A 19,262-nucleotide genomic window follows, 5' to 3' on the forward strand; every position below is an offset into this window, starting at 1 on the left:
ATGAGGCAAAAATGGGAATCCTATCCGAGCAGCATTCGTTTATTGGCGATTGCTGCCGTCATTTTTTCTACCGGAATGGCGTGTATTTGGCCGCTAGTCACGATCTATATTCACAATCATCTCGGAAAGCCGCTGACTGTAGCCGGCTTCTTGTTGCTTTTAAATCAAGGCGCATTTTTGATCGGAAGTATTGTTGGCGGGATGATGTTTGACCGCTGGGGCAAAATGCGCACTATTATTGTAGGTTCCATCGGTGTTATCCTGATTTCGATCGGATTAGGTGTAACGCAAGATTTTACGATTTATGTTGTCTTGCTTCTGTTGAATGGACTGTTTTACGGGACACTTTCTCCTGTGATGAATGCATTGGCCGTCGTTTTATGGCCGGACGGAGGACGTAAAGGAATCAATCTGATTTATGTCTCCCTCAATGTGGGGGTAGCTGCCGGGTCTGCATTGGGCGGCTTCTTGGCAAGTGTATCGTTTGCCTGGACGTTTTTCGGTAATGCCATCTCTCAAGTGATCGTCCTCGCGATGTTCATGCTCATTTTGCCGCGTCAGCTAAAAATGGTGGAACAACAACGCGAAAACGCGACGACTGGACAAAGCATGCCTGAGCAAGTAGCTGGTGATGTGCTGCGACAACCACAACAAGAGACAAAAGTGGTATGGGGCGCATTGCTGCTATTATGCGGGGGGCTGTTAATTAGCTGGATTGTCTATGTCCAATGGACGACGGTGCTGTCGACCTATATGCAAACCCTGGGCATTTCCCTCCGTCAATACAGTCTGTTGTGGACGCTGAACGGCGGTTTGATCCTGTTTGGTCAGCCATTGATTGCGTGGGTCATTCGACGCTTTGCTCGTACGCTAAAAGCACAAATGCTCTTGGGCGCTTATATTTTTGCCTTGTCGATGTTGATTTTGTCTCAGTCAACGGTTTATGCAGGCTTTGTGGCAGGCATGTTCATCATGACGCTGGGCGAAATGCTCGTGTGGCCAGCGGTGCCGGCAGTAGCTGCACAATTTACGCCTGAGGGACGAGAAGGCTTTATCCAAGGGCTGATTGCAGGGACTGGATCGGCTGGGCGGATGCTCGGTCCACTGCTTGGCGCATTCATTTTCCAATCCATTCACGCGCAGGGACTATTGTTCGTGATGGCAGGCTTGTGTTTGTTGTCTGTCGCCTTCTTTGCCTTCCACAGCTCTTTTCAGAAAAGAAGGCATCAAATGCCGGTACAGAACCAAGCATCTTGACACGGTTTACGTGCTCAAGTAGTATGATATAGACGAAAAAACAGTATATTCCGTGTGTTTGACTTATTCAGAGAGGTGGAGGGACTGGCCCTATGAAGCCCGGCAGCGGATCTGTTCCATGTGATGGACAGATGCTGTGCCAATTCCAGCAGGATTTTTTCCTGACAGATAAGGACGTGACCAAGCTGATCTCCCCCTTTTTCTGTATGGAAAAAGGGGGTTTTACTGTATTGGGCCCAAGAAAGGAATGGAACAAAGATGCGCATTCAACCCTCCGATATGATTGATCGACTCCCTACCCAGTTTTTTGCGACCCTGGTGGCAAAAGTAAACAAGGTCATTGCGCAAGGCCATGACGTCATTAACCTGGGGCAGGGCAATCCCGATTTGCCGACACCGCCGCACATTATTGAAGAATTACAGATGCAAGCGGCACAACCACTCCATCACAAATATCCGCCTTTTCAGGGACGCGTGGAACTGAAGCAGGCAGTGGCTCATTGGTATAAGCAAGAATTTGATGTGGACCTCGATCCAGAGGAAGAAGTAGCGATTTTGTTCGGTAGCAAAACCGGACTCGTAGAGATTTGCCAAGTCCTCATGAACGCAGGCGATGTTGCACTAGTTCCAGACCCAGGCTATCCGGATTATTGGTCGGGGGTTGCGGTCGTAGGCGGACGGATGGCCATGATGCCGTTGAAGGCGGAAAATGATTTCTTGCCCGACTACAGCCAGCTCTCCCAAGCTGATTTGGATCGAGCGAAACTGATGTTTCTCAACTATCCGAACAATCCGACAGCAGTCAACGCACCACTTGAGTTTTATGAAGAAACTATTCGTTTTGCCCGAAAACATGAAATCGTCGTCTGCCACGACTTCGCTTACGGGGCGATTAGCTATGACGGGAAAAAGCCGGTCAGCTTCATGCAGGTTCCGGGTGCAAAAGAAGTAGGCGTAGAATTTTATACCTTGTCCAAAACGTACAATATGGCAGGTTGGCGTGTGGGTGCCATGGTAGGAAATCGCGAGCTGGTTCGTCTGATTAACCTCATTCAGGACCATTACTTCGTCAGCCTGTTCGGAGCGGTACAGATGGCAGCAGCCAAAGCGATGACGGATTCGCAGCAGTGCGTCCGCGATCTCGTCGCTGTCTACGAAAGCCGCCGTAATGCCTTGTATTCCAATCTGCATCGGATTGGCTGGCAGGCGCCACCATCTCAAGGTTCGTTTTTTGCTTGGCTTCCTGTTCCAAGCGGCTTCACATCCGTGGAGTTCTCTGACCTGCTTTTGGAAAAAGCGCATGTCGTCGTAGCGCCGGGAAATGGCTTTGGCCCCACAGGTGAGGGCTATGTGCGAGCGGCTTTGTTATCCAACGAAGAGCGTCTTGCGGAAGCGGTCCAGCGGATTGAGCGGCTGGGGTTATTTACGAAAACAAAATAAAAGCGAGGCAATTTGGCCACACTACCGTATAAATGGAGTGTGGCTTTTTCCTTTTAGAATAAAAATCATTCTCATTATTGACAGATAATGATTTTCATTATACGATGTCATTGTTGTTAATGATAATTAGTCTCAGCGAGAGCGGGAGGGTACCATGCGCTATCAGATTAACGGTTACACGGATATGTATACGGTGATCGCCAACGAGAGAAAAATCGGCGGAGCCATTGAAGCAGGCCAGATTCGCTTGCGGACGGGAGAAGTTTACGCCAATGCTGTTCTCACTCGTTTGGAAATGTCAGGTGCGCATTTTTGCTCGATCGGATTTGTTACAGAAGAAGGCAAAAGACTGATTGTCCATGTGAATGATATTAGCATGATCGCTGATGCTCGTCACGTCAACGTATGTGAGCTGACGAACGAATGCATGAGAATAGAAAAATCAGCAGAGAGACTGAAGCGATTGAAGCGACTCTGTGAGCTGAATGAAGGTAGCTGTACGCCGACCTTCCAGGAAGAGGCATTGCTGTTGGCAAGCGATATCGGTATGGAAGAAGCGTCCAATCATGTCGACCTCTCTTTCCTCCCACATACAGAAAAACCACGTGTGTTCCGCATCGCCTAGATATAGCGATACATATGGACCCCTTTTCGTTTGATACGAGGAGGGGTTTTTTGCATGGAGTGTGTCAAGACTAATGGTTGAACAACCGCTCGACATAGTCAAAACCTATCTGCTCATAGCTAGCAAGGATTGGACTTACGCTGTTGACAGTGATAAAACAAGGATAAGCAAAATCAAGGGGGAACGGAAGATGGAGTACTCGTTTTCAAAATCTGTTGAAGCACTATCCTCCTCGGCTGTCCGGGAAATCTTGAAGCTGACTCAAGGCAATCAAGTGCTCTCGCTCGCAGGTGGACTGCCAGCAGAGGATTCTTTTCCAATCGCAGAGATGCGCGAAGCGTTTAATCGCGCATTCGAACAAGGGGCAAAAGCTCTTCAGTACGGATTGACCGATGGATACTTGCCGCTTCGTGAGTGGATTGCATCCCGTATGAAGCAAAAGCATATGAACGTCGGTGCAGATAATATGATCATCACTACTGGCTCTCAGCAAGCAGTTGACTTGTTGTGCCGTGTATATTTAGACGAAGGCGATGTCGTTCTCGTCGAAAACCCTACCTATTTGGCAGCCGTTCAGCTGTTCCAATTCCGGGGAATCAAAGCGATTCCCGTAGACGGTGATGCCAATGGGATGGATTTGGACGATCTGGCGAAAAAAATTGCCCAGTATCGCCCGAAAATGGTGTATGTCATTCCTACCTTTGCCAACCCAACAGGAAAGGTATGGAGCCTTGAACGTCGTCTAGGCTTGCTTCGTCAATGCAAGGCGCAAAACATTCTCATCCTGGAAGACGATCCATATGGAGAGATCCAATTCGATGGGGAAGCTCCGTACCGTTCGATTTTCTCACTGGATGAGCATCCGACCGATTCCTGTGTGGTGTACACTAGTACCTTCTCCAAAATTGTCGCGCCAGGCTTGCGTACCGGATGGGCCATTGGAGATACCCGCGTGATTCAAATGATGGTGAAGGCGAAGCAAGCAGTGGATTTGCAGTCGAGCACAATCGACCAGTACGCGCTGTATGAGCTGTTGTCCCGCTTTGATCTGGAGCGCCACATTGAGAAAATCCGCGAGTCCTACAAGGCGCGCATGGAATGGATGCATGAGCTTTTGATTGCGCAAAACTGGGAGGGCGTACAGTGGGAAAAACCAAGAGGCGGGATGTTCCTCTGGGTGAATCTGCCTGAGCACTTCGATGCAGAGAAGCTGCTGGCCCAATCCGTACAGGAAGGCGTGGCATTCGTGCCAGGGAAGCCGTTTTATGCAGCTGAGCCGCATCTCAATACGATGCGCTTGAACTATACGCTTTTGAACCGGGAAGACACGGAGCTTGCGATTTCACGACTGGGCAAAGCATTTCACGCCTACAGCGAATCACTGGTGACAAATGTTTAATGGAAGCAAAAAGACAACCATTCTCCTTGAGCTGGTTGTCTTTTTTATGCATGTTTACAGGGAGATCTCTCTTTCTGCACGATCCAGCCATTCATTCACAAGCTCTGTAAACAGAAGCGGCTGCTCGATCTGCAAATTGTGGCCGGCACAATCGAGAGCGGCAAAGGTAGAGCGCGGGTAGCCTTCGATGATATCCCAAATATCGCGATAACCGACAGAATGATCTTGTTTGCCGACAAGAAAAAGGCTCGGATGGGGGAAGGGGGCCGTATCTAATGGGAAGGACACGCCATACGCTTGTCTGATTTTCGTGAGGAAAGAAGGGTCAGACAGCATGTAGCCATCGATAATCTCTTTTCGATAGCGATTCCACGTATAATCAGTAGCGACTACCGCCATCGACTCAAACTCCGCCCGTTCCGTCTCACTCAACTCCTCCCAGAGGGAAGGCTCCTGTACGAGAAGAGGTTTATCTGGCAGTGTGCGTTTATCTTTGTCTGGAATGACATTTGGACAGATGAAAAGGGCACCCTTTACTTGCTTCCGGCGCTTCTCGATAACTGCTCGTGTAAGATATCCGCCGTATGATTCACCTGCAATGAAAAAGGGCTCACCTGGAATGAGCTGATCGATGAACGCGAGCACAACCTCCAGAATATCGTCCGTGGTGTGGATATGTTCGTAGTTTTCCGTTTGTCCCATTCCCGGTAGATCTATGTAAAGTCGTCGGTATCCCGGACGTTTCTCAAAAATGGGTTCCAGACAGCCTGTCATGCAGCGGTGATCAAGTGAAAAGCCGTGAATCATTACGACAGGGAAACCACTTCCGATCTCCTCATAATAAAGGTTGACGCCATTGACCTTGCATCTCATAAAAAGCCCCCCAACGAATTTGTGTCAGATTGTTTGGAAAGTTCGGAACGCATGTTCTTATTATAAGCAATCTGCTGCATATTTCAAGGATGAAAAAACACACCCACAACGAGAATCGTCAATGGGTGTGCCAAAGGGCTTCTATTCTTCTGTTTCTTCCAAGGTGCAAATGGCGCTTGGACGCTTGATCCGCAATACAACGCACTCATACACACGGAACAGACTGTTCATTTGCTCGTCGCCGAGGAACGCAGAGTCGAAGTCTTCTGCAATCGCCAGGTCGAGATTGTGACGGCCAGTCGCTACCAATACGCCGGAACGGCCTTTAATGGTAGGGGATTGAAAGACACCATCTGTAACCAGATTGCGAACGTGCTCGATCTCAAGCACGTTGGTGCCTTTGTGCACGCGATGCAAGAGAGAGTAGAGCTCAGGAGAAACAACCAGTGCATACGGACCGCTGTGGCCCATTTTCAGCAGCTTATTGCGTGCTTCCACGATATCGGCAAATGCATTGCCAGATTCCATCCAATCGCTCTTCAGATGAGTGAGGCGGCCTTTTACGTTCATCAGACCAGGAAGGTCGAATTCCGCAGCACCGTTGAAGATCAGATCGTCTTCCATCAGTGCACCACCCGCAGCCGCGTTCGCAGCCGCGCTCATGTCCAAAGGCATACCCAGTGTGCGTGCTTGGGCAACATCGCGCCAGTAGAGCATGAAATCTTTGTACAGAATCGGAATCGTCATGCTGACACGGCGGCTAGGCTGTGTCATTTCCAGTGATTCTCCTCGCAGGGAGAGACCGCCAAAACGGGATTCCTCATATACATCGTTGGTAATGGTTTGGATGCCTTCACCCAATGGTCCATAAATATCGATAAAACGACGTCCTACCAGCTGGCGGCGAGCCATGTCAACGACAGTTGCGTCCAACTGGTTCCATTCTTCGGTCGTCAAGGGAGAGTCTGGGTATTTACGAAGCTTGTCCATAGTGTAACCTCCATGTTATTTCAGGATTTCCGATTCTTTACATTCCTTTCAAGCTGCCAACAGTCAGTCCTTTTTTGCCAGCAACTGCTGGGGCGGAATGCTTGATCACGGAAGCAACACCGTGAGGAGCGGAAGCCGAGGCTTTCAAATGATCAACCTGGTGAATGTCGTGCCCCTCATCGTGATCAGTGAGATCAGGATGAGCCGCATCAGAGAAGCGTTGGCTTATGTTCGCCATGATCTCTTTGACTGTCAAATAGTCTGTATGCGTCTTTTCACGCATGCCATCCAGGAGCTGACGTGTTTCGTCATCCTTGAATTCATACAGAGAGAGCTCCAGATGTTCGCGGAAATTGTGCAGTCCAAAACGTTCCAGATTCACATCGGACAGCATTTGTGAGAGGTCGCGATCACTTAGCTGATCCAGGCTTTTTCCTGCTGACAGCTTCTCCAGGTAGGGAACTAATTCCTGCAAGCGTCCCATCCGCTGTTCTTCTTCTTCCAAAATATGATGGTAGTAAAGACGAGTATGCTCGTCCGTTGCCGCGTCGATAATCGGCTGGATAACGCCCATGAAACTGTTGATGTAACCTCTGGTGCGATCAAAAATGGCGTGCAGCTGTGTAATTTCTTGCACCCTACGCCACCTCCTCATTCACAATCTATTTTTTCATTATACCTTTGGAAAAAACACCCGGGCAACACCTATGTACATTTTCCTATGATTATGAAGAATATGGTGCGGTGTAATTTGGAAAAGAGGGCGGGAACACTAGAGCGCCATGGCTTTTCTTATCGGCATCGTATCTAGTTTTGTTTTTTGACAAAAAAGTTATCATGGAGAGTATTGTCAAAGCCAAATGGGAATGATAATATTTATCAATAAGAGTGATATTCATTATCAATTAGCATTCAGAGAAGAAAACATAAATCCTACATCACCTAAATTTAAGGAGGTAACAAGTTATGTCATCCATTTTAGTAATAGGCGGAGATCGTCTGGGCAATATTATCGAATTTCTGCAGGGTCAAGGCTTCAAGGATATTCACCACGTAACTGGACGGAAAAGCTCGCAAACCGGGGTGAAAATTCCAGCTGGCATCCACATGATTTTGGTGTTGACTGATTTCGTCAATCACAACTTGGCCAAAACTGTGAAAAACCAAGCCAAAGATCGCGAACTGCCCATCGTTTTCTGCAAGCGTTCGTGTTCTGCGATTGCCAAAGCTTTTGACCTCACTGCGTAAATACATACTCACCGGATTGGGCAGACTACGATCGTGAGTCTGACACCAACGGAGGAATGCGCATGGAACAGAATCGTCTGGGTGAACTGCCTATCGCACAGCTTACGGCCGCTCAGCTGCAACAACTAAAACAGGCAGAAGAAGAAATCAACACAGAAGGTCCAAATGTATATCTTATTGCACTAGAGAAGCAATCCCCGTCCTCCTAGACGGGGTTTTTTTATTGAAGCGATGCTTCTCACTTGAACACGTATTGCTCGAGTTGCATTTTGAGGGCGTCAATTCCGATGGCGAAGCCCAAGCATTGGCTGGATTGAATGATGAATGCATTGAGACCAACGACTTCTCCATTCAAATTAATGAGTGGGCCTCCGCTATTTCCTGGGTTAATAGCAGCATCCGTCTGAAAAATTTCTTCGTACATTCGCTTCGCAACCTGAAGGCGGCGGTTTTTAGCACTGATGATTCCCGCTGTCACAGAATTTTCCAACCCGAGTGGGGAACCACCTGTATCCATACAAACAAAATCAGTAGCAATTTTTAATGAAAGGACAACAGACGCAAACAGACCTCTCTATTTTTTTGACCAGAGGCAGAGTCTGTTGCTTCTGCGTCAATACGTTGGATGAGCGTGCACACGAGCAATCGCCGTTCTTTTTCATTTGCATACGTCCAAATGAGATTCCAATTGGAAAGGGCATCTAAATCAAGATGGTGTACGTGTGAAAAAGCAGAGTAAGCCCGTTCCTGTTCTTTTGCAGCCAGATCCAACGCACTGATTTTCTCTCGCAAGGCAGGGAGTGTAAGGAATCCCTCTTCATAAGCTTGTTCCCAACGTTGCCTTCGAATTAGCAGCTGCTGCTCGGTTTCTTTTGCGGGAGCGCGGGAATTCGTCTGCAACACAGTCTGATACACTTCCTTCATCACAGCGATTGACTCTGGCGAATACTGCATCAGCTCTTGCACAATGGCTATTTCCAAGCGATCCTCACGTATGGCAGGAGCATCACACGTACCGGCCAACTTGTTTTTACATAAATAGTAGCGGTGCGTGTAGCTTTTTTCCCTTTTTCCTGTGATCGTAGTTGTTTTCCCGCGCATCGCGGAGCCACAACGCGAGCAGTACAGCAATCCGGAAAAAAGGTAGCGGGAGCTGAGAACGCGGGGGTGTCTTGTTGCCCGAGAACTCATCCGCTCCTGCACCCGGGAGAAACAGGATTGATCGATGATGGCCGGGTGAGTCGCCTCTTCGATAATCCATTCCTCAGGGTCATTGCGTTGTTGATCGGCGTCGGTGTAATTCCAACGCAGCGCACCGTGATAGACCGGATTTTTTAACAGGCGAAGCACGGCACTTGCACTCCATGAAGCGCCATTTTTGCCGCGCAATCCGGAATGATTTGCCCATTCAGCGATTTGACGCGGAGATTCGCCTCGATCATAGCGCTCGAACATGCTTCGTACGCCTGCTGCTTCCCTTTGATTCACGACCAGCGTTCCTCGCACCAGATTGTATCCATACGGTGCAGGTCCTCCTGGTCGTTTTCGTTCTCTTGCCATCTGGCTCATCCCCAGCTTGACCCGTTCTGCCAAGTTTTCCCGTTCCCATTGTGCGAGGGCAGCCACTAAGGTTATAAACAATCGCCCGATTGCCGTAGTCGTATCGTATACCTCCGTGCAGCTTTTAAAATGCACCGAATGTCGATCAAACTCCTGCAGGAGCTGATACAGATCAAGGACAGAGCGAGTGAGCCGATCGAGTCGATAGACGAGGACGACATCGATTTGACCCGTTTGGATATCCTGCAAGAGTTGACCAAGTGCGGGGCGATTCGTATCTTTGGCACTCACGCCTTCATCTGCGTAAACTGCATGGACTTCCCATCCTTGGGAGTGAACGTACGAGAGCAGCTTTTCCCTTTGAGCGGGGATCGAAAACCCTTCGCGTGCCTGATCCTCCGTACTGACGCGAATGTAGATGGCCGTTCGCATCGCCCGTCCTCCCTTCATCTTGGGTTGCTAGAGTGTACAGCAAAAGGGAGGAGCTTATGCCTGACCGCAAATAAAAAACCCCGCTTATCCGTTTTGGACAAGTGGGGGTATGCTACATCCATTTTTGGCCCCATTCGTGAATGGAATCAATGACAGGACGTAAATCTTTTCCTTTTTCGGTCAATTCGTATTCAATGCGAACCGGGATCTCTGGGTACACTTTGCGCTCCAAAATCTCGAGCTCTTCCAACTCCTTCAGTCTTTCCGAGAGCATTTTATCGCTCATATGTGGAACCATTTCCCGGATATCTTTGAATCGTACAGTCCCGCGTAGCAACACATGAATAATCAGGCCGGTCCAACGTTTTCCAAGGACGTTCATTGCACATTCATATTTTGGACACATGTGTTCGCCAGAAAAATCATGACTCATATCGGCGTCACCTCTATCTAGCATCATTATTGTTGCCCTTTATTCTAACAGATTAGCTTGAAAAAAGTAAGTAACGAAAAGTTGGAATGACACTTTGACAATGCTGAGAAGTCAAGCCCGTTTTCATGGACAAATGTTTCCCTATAAGGTGTCTACACATACACTAATCGCGAAAGAAAAGAAGCGAAGAGGGTGTTGCGATGCTTCCAAAACGGGTAATCGGCATTTTAACCTGGCGGGAGGGGTTACGCTTTGAGGAACCAGCTTATTTGCGAAGGCTGGTTCAAACAGGGCAAAAGCTAGGCGCAGAAATCTACCTGTTTTCGCATCAGGACGTCAATGTTTCCGCCAGAAAGATCAAAGGCTTCATTCCCAAACCAAACGGGGGCTGGATGAGTAAAACATTCCCTTGGCCAGAAGTCGTAATCGATCGGTACCGACGCAGGGTAAAGGAGTATATCCGGCTGCGAAATAGTGATCTGTTTTTCTTTGCCAATAGTCCGTTCAGTAAAAAATGGAGAGTGACGAATCTGCTCGCTTCTGATGAACGCGTCAAACGCTGGATTCCGGAAACGCATGTTTACGAAAAAGGCAAGATCCGAAACATGCTCGCACGCCATGGGCTCGTCTATGTCAAGCCAGGGAATGGCACAGGAGGAAGAAGCATTCTCAGAGTGAAGAGCAGTGGCAAGGAGTATAACCTCTCTGGACGTGACAAGAAGCATAAGTATCATGTAGCTCGAATTGATACGGTGGAAGGCGTGGAAAAATGGGTCAAAACGTGGGTACAGGAACAGCGCATTCGCGATGGCAATTTTCTGGTGCAGCAAGGGTTGGACCTGGGCCTGCTACGCAAGCATGTCGTTGATGTACGGTTATTGATTCAAAAGGACGAGCGTGGGGAGTGGGCGGTGACAGGGTGCGCAGTACGTATGGGGGAGAATGGCAGTGCTACTTCCAATTTGCATGGAGGAGGCAAAGCGATTCCCTTTGAATGGTTTATGTTCAGGCGATTTGGCGGGGAGCGTGGAGAGCTGATCAAACAGGAATGTTATCGGCTTGCTTTTGATGTAGCAAACACGCTCGAGGACTATTTTGGTCGCATGATGGAATTCGGGCTGGACATTGGGGTGGATGTGGACGGACGTGCGTGGTTAATCGAAGTGAATCCCAAGCCGGGAAGAGAGGTTTTTCGCCAGATGGGTGACATGGCATTATACAAGAAGGCGATAGCCCGTCCCGTTCAATTTGCGCTGTATTTGGCCCGGAACCAGGCTCGTTTTTTGTCTCTTTGAATACAGATGGAGAACCACCTGTATCCATACAAACAAAATCAGTAGCAATTTTTAATGAAAGGACAACAGACGCAAACAGACCTCTCTATTTTTTTGACCAGAGGCAGAGTCTGTTGCTTCTGCGTCAATACGTTGGATGAGCGTGCACACGAGCAATCGCCGTTCTTTTTCATTTGCATACGTCCAAATGAGATTCCAATTGGAAAGGGCATCTAAATCAAGATGGTGTACGTGTGAAAAAGCAGAGTAAGCCCGTTCCTGTTCTTTTGCAGCCAGATCCAACGCACTGATTTTCTCTCGCAAGGCAGGGAGTGTAAGGAATCCCTCTTCATAAGCTTGTTCCCAACGTTGCCTTCGAATTAGCAGCTGCTGCTCGGTTTCTTTTGCGGGAGCGCGGGAATTCGTCTGCAACACAGTCTGATACACTTCCTTCATCACAGCGATTGACTCTGGCGAATACTGCATCAGCTCTTGCACAATGGCTATTTCCAAGCGATCCTCACGTATGGCAGGAGCATCACACGTACCGGCCAACTTGTTTTTACATAAATAGTAGCGGTGCGTGTAGCTTTTTTCCCTTTTTCCTGTGATCGTAGTTGTTTTCCCGCGCATCGCGGAGCCACAACGCGAGCAGTACAGCAATCCGGAAAAAAGGTAGCGGGAGCTGAGAACGCGGGGGTGTCTTGTTGCCCGAGAACTCATCCGCTCCTGCACCCGGGAGAAACAGGATTGATCGATGATGGCCGGGTGAGTCGCCTCTTCGATAATCCATTCCTCAGGGTCATTGCGTTGTTGATCGGCGTCGGTGTAATTCCAACGCAGCGCACCGTGATAGACCGGATTTTTTAACAGGCGAAGCACGGCACTTGCACTCCATGAAGCGCCATTTTTGCCGCGCAATCCGGAATGATTTGCCCATTCAGCGATTTGACGCGGAGATTCGCCTCGATCATAGCGCTCGAACATGCTTCGTACGCCTGCTGCTTCCCTTTGATTCACGACCAGCGTTCCTCGCACCAGATTGTATCCATACGGTGCAGGTCCTCCTGGTCGTTTTCGTTCTCTTGCCATCTGGCTCATCCCCAGCTTGACCCGTTCTGCCAAGTTTTCCCGTTCCCATTGTGCGAGGGCAGCCACTAAGGTTATAAACAATCGCCCGATTGCCGTAGTCGTATCGTATACCTCCGTGCAGCTTTTAAAATGCACCGAATGTCGATCAAACTCCTGCAGGAGCTGATACAGATCAAGGACAGAGCGAGTGAGCCGATCGAGTCGATAGACGAGGACGACATCGATTTGACCCGTTTGGATATCCTGCAAGAGTTGACCAAGTGCGGGGCGATTCGTATCTTTGGCACTCACGCCTTCATCTGCGTAAACTGCATGGACTTCCCATCCTTGGGAGTGAACGTACGAGAGCAGCTTTTCCCTTTGAGCGGGGATCGAAAACCCTTCGCGTGCCTGATCCTCCGTACTGACGCGAATGTAGATGGCCGTTCGCATCGCCCGTCCTCCCTTCATCTTGGGTTGCTAGAGTGTACAGCAAAAGGGAGGAGCTTATGCCTGACCGCAAATAAAAAACCCCGCTTATCCGTTTTGGACAAGTGGGGGTATGCTACATCCATTTTTGGCCCCATTCGTGAATGGAATCAATGACAGGACGTAAATCTTTTCCTTTTTCGGTCAATTCGTATTCAATGCGAACCGGGATCTCTGGGTACACTTTGCGCTCCAAAATCTCGAGCTCTTCCAACTCCTTCAGTCTTTCCGAGAGCATTTTATCGCTCATATGTGGAACCATTTCCCGGATATCTTTGAATCGTACAGTCCCGCGTAGCAACACATGAATAATCAGGCCGGTCCAACGTTTTCCAAGGACGTTCATTGCACATTCATATTTTGGACACATGTGTTCGCCAGAAAAATCATGACTCATATCGGCGTCACCTCTATCTAGCATCATTATTGTTGCCCTTTATTCTAACAGATTAGCTTGAAAAAAGTAAGTAACGAAAAGTTGGAATGACACTTTGACAATGCTGAGAAGTCAAGCCCGTTTTCATGGACAAATGTTTCCCTATAAGGTGTCTACACATACACTAATCGCGAAAGAAAAGAAGCGAAGAGGGTGTTGCGATGCTTCCAAAACGGGTAATCGGCATTTTAACCTGGCGGGAGGGGTTACGCTTTGAGGAACCAGCTTATTTGCGAAGGCTGGTTCAAACAGGGCAAAAGCTAGGCGCAGAAATCTACCTGTTTTCGCATCAGGACGTCAATGTTTCCGCCAGAAAGATCAAAGGCTTCATTCCCAAACCAAACGGGGGCTGGATGAGTAAAACATTCCCTTGGCCAGAAGTCGTAATCGATCGGTACCGACGCAGGGTAAAGGAGTATATCCGGCTGCGAAATAGTGATCTGTTTTTCTTTGCCAATAGTCCGTTCAGTAAAAAATGGAGAGTGACGAATCTGCTCGCTTCTGATGAACGCGTCAAACGCTGGATTCCGGAAACGCATGTTTACGAAAAAGGCAAGATCCGAAACATGCTCGCACGCCATGGGCTCGTCTATGTCAAGCCAGGGAATGGCACAGGAGGAAGAAGCATTCTCAGAGTGAAGAGCAGTGGCAAGGAGTATAACCTCTCTGGACGTGACAAGAAGCATAAGTATCATGTAGCTCGAATTGATACGGTGGAAGGCGTGGAAAAATGGGTCAAAACGTGGGTACAGGAACAGCGCATTCGCGATGGCAATTTTCTGGTGCAGCAAGGGTTGGACCTGGGCCTGCTACGCAAGCATGTCGTTGATGTACGGTTATTGATTCAAAAGGACGAGCGTGGGGAGTGGGCGGTGACAGGGTGCGCAGTACGTATGGGGGAGAATGGCAGTGCTACTTCCAATTTGCATGGAGGAGGCAAAGCGATTCCCTTTGAATGGTTTATGTTCAGGCGATTTGGCGGGGAGCGTGGAGAGCTGATCAAACAGGAATGTTATCGGCTTGCTTTTGATGTAGCAAACACGCTCGAGGACTATTTTGGTCGCATGATGGAATTCGGGCTGGACATTGGGGTGGATGTGGACGGACGTGCGTGGTTAATCGAAGTGAATCCCAAGCCGGGAAGAGAGGTTTTTCGCCAGATGGGTGACATGGCATTATACAAGAAGGCGATAGCCCGTCCCGTTCAATTTGCGCTGTATTTGGCCCGGAACCAGGCTCGTTTTTTGTCTCTTTGAATACAGATGGAGAACCGACGCTGATGACCCATTCTCCTACTTTTGTATGAGAGGAGTTGCCTAGTGGCAGCGGATATAGCTTGCAGTCTGCATCAATTTTGATGACGGCGTAATCCCGGACTCGATCGGCTATAATGCGTTTGGCTTCAAACACTCTACCGTTATATAGCTTCACGAAAATGTTTTTGGATTTGCCGATGACATGCTCGCTCGTCAAGATATACCCTTTCGGATGAAAAAGAAATCCGGAGCCAAAGCTTCGTTCCATGGGTGGAGAATTATCTTCATGATCAATGAGGCTGCGAATTAACGAATCCACGTCTTTGGAATGGGGAGCATCTTCGGTCACGATGGAGACTACTCCCTCTTGAACTCGCTCGACAATGGGAACGAAGAAATTGAATGGGTGCAGACTGCTGCTGCTCACAGGGTACTTTACCCGCGTATACTGGGACCATTTTTTACTTTTCACCGATCTCTCCCCCTACAGCAGATAGGTATGTATCATCTTATGGGGAGTGGAGAGGGAAGGGACGCCCAATTTCTAGTCGAGTGTATGGTTATATCATTAATTTTGATTGATATAATAAAGAAATAGCATTGGTATAATTATTTAAATGCATTTATAATAACATGTAGTTAAAGAATATTTTGAACATAAAGGCTAAGTCCTAGCCGCTAGAGAGAGAAAAAGAACGGTAACGGAGGATGCGAAGAGATGGATGTTAAAACGATCATACTGGGTTTCTTGAGCTATGGGGAAATGAGTGGCTACGATATTAAGCAAGCGTTTACAAACAGTATTGGATTCTTTTATGACGCTAGCTTTGGTGCTATTTATCCAGCATTGCGCAAACTGGAGGAAGAAGGCTTCGTGACGAAGCAAGAAATCATTCAGTCTGGCAAGCCGAACAAGATTTTGTACCGTATTACAGAAGCCGGAAAACAATCTTTCCGTCAAGAAATCCAGACGCCTATCTTGCCGCCAGTATTGCGTTCAGACATGCTGGTTAAAATTTTCTTCGGCAAGAGCCGCACGATCGACGAACAAAAGGATTTGCTAGAGGGCTGTTTGGATACGCAGCGTCAATTGCTCCAACAAAGTAAGGCTTCTTATAAAAAGCTGGAAGTAAATTTTGACGAATATCAACGTTTTTGCTGGGAGTATACCATTCATCATCTGGAGTCAACGATTTCCTTTATGGAACAAAAAATGACTTCCTTGTTGAAACAACCAGCTTATTCCGTTTAGCCAATAAAGCGAAGGGCTCATGTCTTGTGAACAATGAGCCCTTCGCTTATTTTCATTTATTTCAGGTTTTCTGGATTGAGGCATTCGAGCTCTGGTACAACGAAACGTCCGTCTTTGCGGATCAGGCGATCGTCAAACCAAATTTCTCCACCGCCCCACTCAGGACGTTGAATCATAACCAAGTCCCAGTGAATGGAGGATTTGTTTCCGTTAAATGCTTCATCGTAGGCCTGTCCCGGTGTGAAGTGGAAGCTTCCGTCAATTTTTTCGTCGAAGAGGATGTCTTTCATCGGGTTTTGGATGTATGGATTCACGCCAATCGCAAATTCCCCAACGAACCTCGCACCTTCATCCGTATCAAAGATTTCATTGATCTTCTCGGTGTCGTTCGCAGTTGCTTCGATGATTTTGCCATCCTTGAAGGTGAGCTTGATGTTGTCGTATGTAAAGCCTTGATAAGGAGATGGCGTGTTGTACGCGATCGTACCGTTGACGGAATCACGGACAGGGGCAGTAAATACTTCTCCGTCAGGGATGTTGGCTTCACCAGCACATTTGATTGCCGGAATATCTTTGATAGAGAAGGTCAGATCAGTGCCTGGTCCTACGATACGTACCTTGTCGGTTTTCTCCATCAGCTCGACCAGGCTGTCCATGGCTTTATCCATTTTGCCGTAATCAAGCGTGCACACTTTGAAATAAAAATCTTCGAAAGCGGCGGTGCTCATATTAGCCAACTGAGCCATGGATGCATTTGGATAGCGTAGCACGACCCATTTGGTATGCGGTACGCGAATATCCAGTACAGGACGCGCTAGCAGCTTGGAATGCAGCTGCATTTTGTCTCCAGGTACATCAGAGAGCTCACTAATGTTGTCGCCGCCGCGGATGCCTATGTAGCAATCCATTTGTTTCATGAAAGCCACATCTGCTTCACGCATGATACCCAATTGTGTTTCGTTGGCACCCATCAAGAGTTCGCGCTGAACGGATTGGTCGATCAGTTGGACAAACGGATTTCCCCCAGCTTCGTATACCTTGGCAATTACGGCTTTTGTCAGATCGGTAACGTTGCCAATGGAGTAAATTAAAACGTTTTCACCAGGCTTGACAGTCACCGAATAATTGACGAGTACGTCAGCCAGTTTTTCAATTCGTGGATCTTTCATAGGAAGGGGATCCCTCGCTTTCCATATCATTCTTATCCATTGTACACAACTCAAACAGAAAAAAGCTACCCACTGGCGAGGGTAGCTTGCGGAGGAAACGCGCTTGAAGGATTCGGTACTTCATGTATATGCAACGGCCTGCTGAATATGGCTATATCTTCGGGGAAGAAAGATTAATCGCAGCTGCACCCGATAATAACCAGCAGGATGAAAAGAATCAAAACCAGAGTGAAGCCGTCGAATTCTCCATTAAAGATGCCGCTCATCGAATAAACATCCTCCTCATGTGTGTGTTAAGCCTCTTGTGCTTACATCTACAACATATGGGTGATCACATAGGACCGAACCGGGCATCCGCCCATTTTTGAGAAAATTGTTTTGATAATCTCTCGTTTTTCATACTCTTGCAATTCTCGATGTTTATTATTCTGAAAAGCAGGAAAAGCTAGAGGATACCAAAAGACTTTGCAAGTATGAAAGGATGTTTATGTGATGCAAAGATCATTATCGAGCATGCAGCATGATTTGGTCCAAATTACGATTAATGTTGGAGAAGACTTTAAATCCATTGTGTGGAAAGCGCAGTACGATATGGACTTCAATACAGAATGTCTCTTTTGTTTCTCCGAGCAAATTACTGGCTACCGTGTAGAAGACGAAGACGGAAAAGCGGGGAAAGTCGCTGTTTGTCCGCATTGTGAAAAAGTAAACGCAATCTACGCGTGAGATTGAAGTTTTGATCACAAAGGAAAGACGATGTTTCTTACAAGCATCGTCTTTTTTGCGTTACCGATAAACGCACTTAGCTGGTGAGAAGAAAAAGCATAGGGCTCGTAGACCTTGACAACGCCTACCCAGTCGGAACTTCAAAAAGGGGACCCGGTTGTCGAACACTTCTTCCCTGAGAAACATCCGCCCATAGGGTGGCTTTGGATCGACGGTCCCCTTTTTGAAGTGGAGACGGACAGTCAATCCCCCTTGTGAGCGTGTCAGAGTCGAAGAGAACTGTGCTTTTTCTTCTCCTCCACTATGTTGACTCTAGTCTATATCTGACTCTATATCCACCAAGTACCACCTGCTCTCTAGCAGGATTGAAAGGACGCTCCTCGAATAGTTATGAGAGACATACATAGATAGGTAGGGGTGAACATTTTGCAAAAGAGATGCAACCGCTGCGGGAACGAAATGGAGATCGAGCTACGCAATGTCGTGTACCGGAAACGGGTTAAAATCATGAATGTACCTGTACACGTCTGCGTGGACGAAGACTGTGACCATTCCCAAGTGGTAGATGTGATTAAGGATGATTTGAAGTCACTCATGGAGGAACTGGGCCAACATCCGCAGCGCCAGGCAATCGAATTCGAAGAAATGTCAGAGTTATCCAACTTATTGGTATTGATTGCTAATGAGAAGGTGAATTCGACCGTAAGAGAATTACTTGGTGAAAAAGTCAACGAGCTATTGGATCTGTTTTTGTTGGCGCAGTCCCTTGGCGATGAAAAATGGATGCTGGAGCTACGCGAACGTCTAACGAAAATCATGGTGTAAGGATAAAGAGATGCCTAGGAAAAAGGTATCTCTTTTTCATTTCTCCACTGCACCGCAAATGTAGACTTTGCTGCTTGGACTTAGGTATACTGATAGGCACATAAGATAAGGAGAGATGAATCATGTCACAAAAACAGCTTCACTCCATAGAAGAACTGGATGAGTTCGTAGCGAAAAATGGGAAAAAGCTTTTGTTTAAGCATAGCACAATCTGCCCAATCAGTACGTCCGCTTATGAAGAGTTTCAAGCGTATTTGCAGGACAATCAAGTGGAATCTGCGGTCATTCTGGTAAGGGAGGATCGCCCTGTATCCAATGCCGTAGCGGATCGTTTTTCCATCAAACACGAATCTCCGCAAATCTTTTTGCTGGAGGACGGGGAAGTAAAATGGCACACATCTCACTGGAAAATTACGAAGGACGCGATCGGACAGGCGCTCAACGCGTAATCAAAAAGCCGGAACACCCTATAAGGAGGTGAATCCGGCTTTTTGCATGGAGAAAAAG

Annotated in this window: 22 protein-coding genes, 1 pseudogene and 1 riboswitch; of the genes and pseudogenes, 12 read left to right on the top strand and 11 right to left on the bottom strand. The window is 47.8% G+C overall.

Annotated elements, in window-relative coordinates; genetic code table 11:
* The 4 genes from KB186_RS14180 to KB186_RS14195 all read left to right on the top strand — a co-directional run bounded on the left by KB186_RS14180 (window position 1) and on the right by KB186_RS14195 (window position 4,721).
* Window positions 1-1,257, top strand: coding sequence for an MFS transporter (locus KB186_RS14180; protein WP_173610991.1), 1,257 nt, complete (start codon window positions 1-3; stop codon window positions 1,255-1,257).
* Window positions 1,258-1,317: 60 nt separating this feature from the next.
* A riboswitch (SAM riboswitch) is annotated at window positions 1,318-1,432 on the top strand.
* An 83-nt stretch (window positions 1,433-1,515) separates the two neighbouring features.
* Window positions 1,516-2,697, top strand: a complete 1,182-nt coding sequence (locus KB186_RS14185; RefSeq protein ID WP_232773838.1) for a pyridoxal phosphate-dependent aminotransferase — start codon at window positions 1,516-1,518, stop codon at window positions 2,695-2,697.
* Between the two features lie 154 nt (window positions 2,698-2,851).
* Entirely contained in the window at window positions 2,852-3,322 is a 471-nt protein-coding gene (locus tag KB186_RS14190) for a hypothetical protein (RefSeq protein WP_173610993.1), read from the top strand.
* A 190-nt stretch (window positions 3,323-3,512) separates the two neighbouring features.
* Window positions 3,513-4,721, top strand: coding sequence for an aminotransferase-like domain-containing protein (locus KB186_RS14195; protein ID WP_173610994.1), 1,209 nt, complete (start codon window positions 3,513-3,515; stop codon window positions 4,719-4,721).
* Between the two features lie 54 nt (window positions 4,722-4,775).
* Here the strand turns inward: KB186_RS14195 and KB186_RS14200 are convergent, their stop codons facing one another.
* The 3 genes from KB186_RS14200 to KB186_RS14210 form a co-directional block, all read right to left on the bottom strand.
* Window positions 4,776-5,594 (bottom strand): alpha/beta fold hydrolase, encoded by an 819-nt coding sequence (locus KB186_RS14200; protein WP_221868156.1) that lies wholly within the window; start codon window positions 5,592-5,594, stop codon window positions 4,776-4,778.
* Between the two features lie 141 nt (window positions 5,595-5,735).
* On the bottom strand, window positions 5,736-6,584 hold the full coding sequence (locus tag KB186_RS14205; protein ID WP_007721249.1) for a family 1 encapsulin nanocompartment shell protein: 849 nt from the start codon (window positions 6,582-6,584) through the stop codon (window positions 5,736-5,738).
* A gap of 37 nt (window positions 6,585-6,621) precedes the next feature.
* Complete coding sequence (locus KB186_RS14210) at window positions 6,622-7,221, bottom strand: IMEF encapsulin system ferritin-like cargo protein (RefSeq protein ID WP_232773839.1); 600 nt, start codon at window positions 7,219-7,221, stop codon at window positions 6,622-6,624.
* A gap of 329 nt (window positions 7,222-7,550) precedes the next feature.
* Between KB186_RS14210 and KB186_RS14215 the strand changes: the two genes are divergently transcribed.
* Together KB186_RS14215 and KB186_RS14220 are read left to right on the top strand one after the other, a co-directional pair.
* Window positions 7,551-7,832 (top strand): DUF2325 domain-containing protein, encoded by a 282-nt coding sequence (locus KB186_RS14215; protein ID WP_007721245.1) that lies wholly within the window; start codon window positions 7,551-7,553, stop codon window positions 7,830-7,832.
* A gap of 62 nt (window positions 7,833-7,894) precedes the next feature.
* On the top strand, window positions 7,895-8,041 hold the full coding sequence (locus KB186_RS14220; RefSeq protein ID WP_232773840.1) for a hypothetical protein: 147 nt from the start codon (window positions 7,895-7,897) through the stop codon (window positions 8,039-8,041).
* 29 nt (window positions 8,042-8,070) lie between these two features.
* On the opposite strand, the gene KB186_RS14225 is transcribed toward KB186_RS14220, so the two are convergent.
* The 3 genes from KB186_RS14225 to KB186_RS14235 all read right to left on the bottom strand — a co-directional run bounded on the left by KB186_RS14225 (window position 8,071) and on the right by KB186_RS14235 (window position 10,257).
* A complete protein-coding gene (locus KB186_RS14225) occupies window positions 8,071-8,349 on the bottom strand; it encodes a S1C family serine protease (RefSeq protein WP_221868157.1) in 279 nt (92 codons plus the stop codon).
* A gap of 23 nt (window positions 8,350-8,372) precedes the next feature.
* On the bottom strand, window positions 8,373-9,824 hold the full coding sequence (locus KB186_RS14230) for a recombinase family protein (RefSeq protein WP_232773841.1): 1,452 nt from the start codon (window positions 9,822-9,824) through the stop codon (window positions 8,373-8,375).
* Window positions 9,825-9,936: 112 nt separating this feature from the next.
* Window positions 9,937-10,257, bottom strand: coding sequence for a winged helix-turn-helix transcriptional regulator (locus KB186_RS14235; protein ID WP_088908731.1), 321 nt, complete (start codon window positions 10,255-10,257; stop codon window positions 9,937-9,939).
* Window positions 10,258-10,457: 200 nt separating this feature from the next.
* On the opposite strand from KB186_RS14235, the gene KB186_RS14240 reads away from it, so the two are divergent.
* Window positions 10,458-11,552, top strand: a complete 1,095-nt coding sequence (locus KB186_RS14240; RefSeq protein ID WP_232773842.1) for a YheC/YheD family endospore coat-associated protein — start codon at window positions 10,458-10,460, stop codon at window positions 11,550-11,552.
* Window positions 11,553-11,603: 51 nt separating this feature from the next.
* On the opposite strand, the gene KB186_RS14245 is transcribed toward KB186_RS14240, so the two are convergent.
* Window positions 11,604-13,055, bottom strand: a complete 1,452-nt coding sequence (locus KB186_RS14245; RefSeq protein WP_232773841.1) for a recombinase family protein — start codon at window positions 13,053-13,055, stop codon at window positions 11,604-11,606.
* 112 nt (window positions 13,056-13,167) lie between these two features.
* Entirely contained in the window at window positions 13,168-13,488 is a 321-nt protein-coding gene (locus KB186_RS14250; RefSeq protein WP_088908731.1) for a winged helix-turn-helix transcriptional regulator, read from the bottom strand.
* 200 nt (window positions 13,489-13,688) lie between these two features.
* On the opposite strand from KB186_RS14250, the gene KB186_RS14255 reads away from it, so the two are divergent.
* Entirely contained in the window at window positions 13,689-14,783 is a 1,095-nt protein-coding gene (locus KB186_RS14255; protein ID WP_232773842.1) for a YheC/YheD family endospore coat-associated protein, read from the top strand.
* Window positions 14,784-14,796: 13 nt separating this feature from the next.
* Here KB186_RS14255 and KB186_RS14260 read toward each other — a convergent pair.
* Window positions 14,797-15,051, bottom strand: a pseudogene (locus KB186_RS14260) (S1C family serine protease); the annotation flags it as partial.
* A gap of 450 nt (window positions 15,052-15,501) precedes the next feature.
* Between KB186_RS14260 and KB186_RS14265 the strand changes: the two are divergent.
* Entirely contained in the window at window positions 15,502-16,035 is a 534-nt protein-coding gene (locus tag KB186_RS14265) for a PadR family transcriptional regulator (RefSeq protein WP_047071910.1), read from the top strand.
* A 56-nt stretch (window positions 16,036-16,091) separates the two neighbouring features.
* Here KB186_RS14265 and KB186_RS14270 read toward each other — a convergent pair whose 3' ends face one another.
* Window positions 16,092-17,204: an aminopeptidase gene (locus tag KB186_RS14270; RefSeq protein WP_232773843.1), complete on the bottom strand. Its 1,113-nt coding sequence runs from the start codon at window positions 17,202-17,204 to the stop codon at window positions 16,092-16,094.
* A 173-nt stretch (window positions 17,205-17,377) separates the two neighbouring features.
* Window positions 17,378-17,470: a YjcZ family sporulation protein gene (locus KB186_RS14275; RefSeq protein ID WP_017250455.1), complete on the bottom strand. Its 93-nt coding sequence runs from the start codon at window positions 17,468-17,470 to the stop codon at window positions 17,378-17,380.
* A gap of 226 nt (window positions 17,471-17,696) precedes the next feature.
* Here KB186_RS14275 and KB186_RS14280 point away from each other — a divergent pair, with 226 nt between their 5' ends.
* From KB186_RS14280 to ytxJ, 3 genes are all read left to right on the top strand, one after another.
* Complete coding sequence (locus tag KB186_RS14280) at window positions 17,697-17,930, top strand: hypothetical protein (RefSeq protein WP_047071914.1); 234 nt, start codon at window positions 17,697-17,699, stop codon at window positions 17,928-17,930.
* 426 nt (window positions 17,931-18,356) lie between these two features.
* Window positions 18,357-18,755, top strand: a complete 399-nt coding sequence (locus tag KB186_RS14285) for a hypothetical protein (RefSeq protein WP_173612389.1) — start codon at window positions 18,357-18,359, stop codon at window positions 18,753-18,755.
* A 122-nt stretch (window positions 18,756-18,877) separates the two neighbouring features.
* Window positions 18,878-19,204 carry a bacillithiol system redox-active protein YtxJ gene (gene ytxJ, locus KB186_RS14290; protein WP_047071916.1) on the top strand — a complete coding sequence of 109 codons (327 nt, stop codon included), beginning with the start codon at window positions 18,878-18,880 and terminating at the stop codon, window positions 19,202-19,204.
* Window positions 19,205-19,262: the final 58 nt, after the last annotated feature.

It is taken from the genome of Brevibacillus sp. AF8 (assembly GCF_021270385.1).
In the GTDB taxonomy this organism is placed as follows: Bacteria; Bacillota; Bacilli; order Brevibacillales; family Brevibacillaceae; genus Brevibacillus.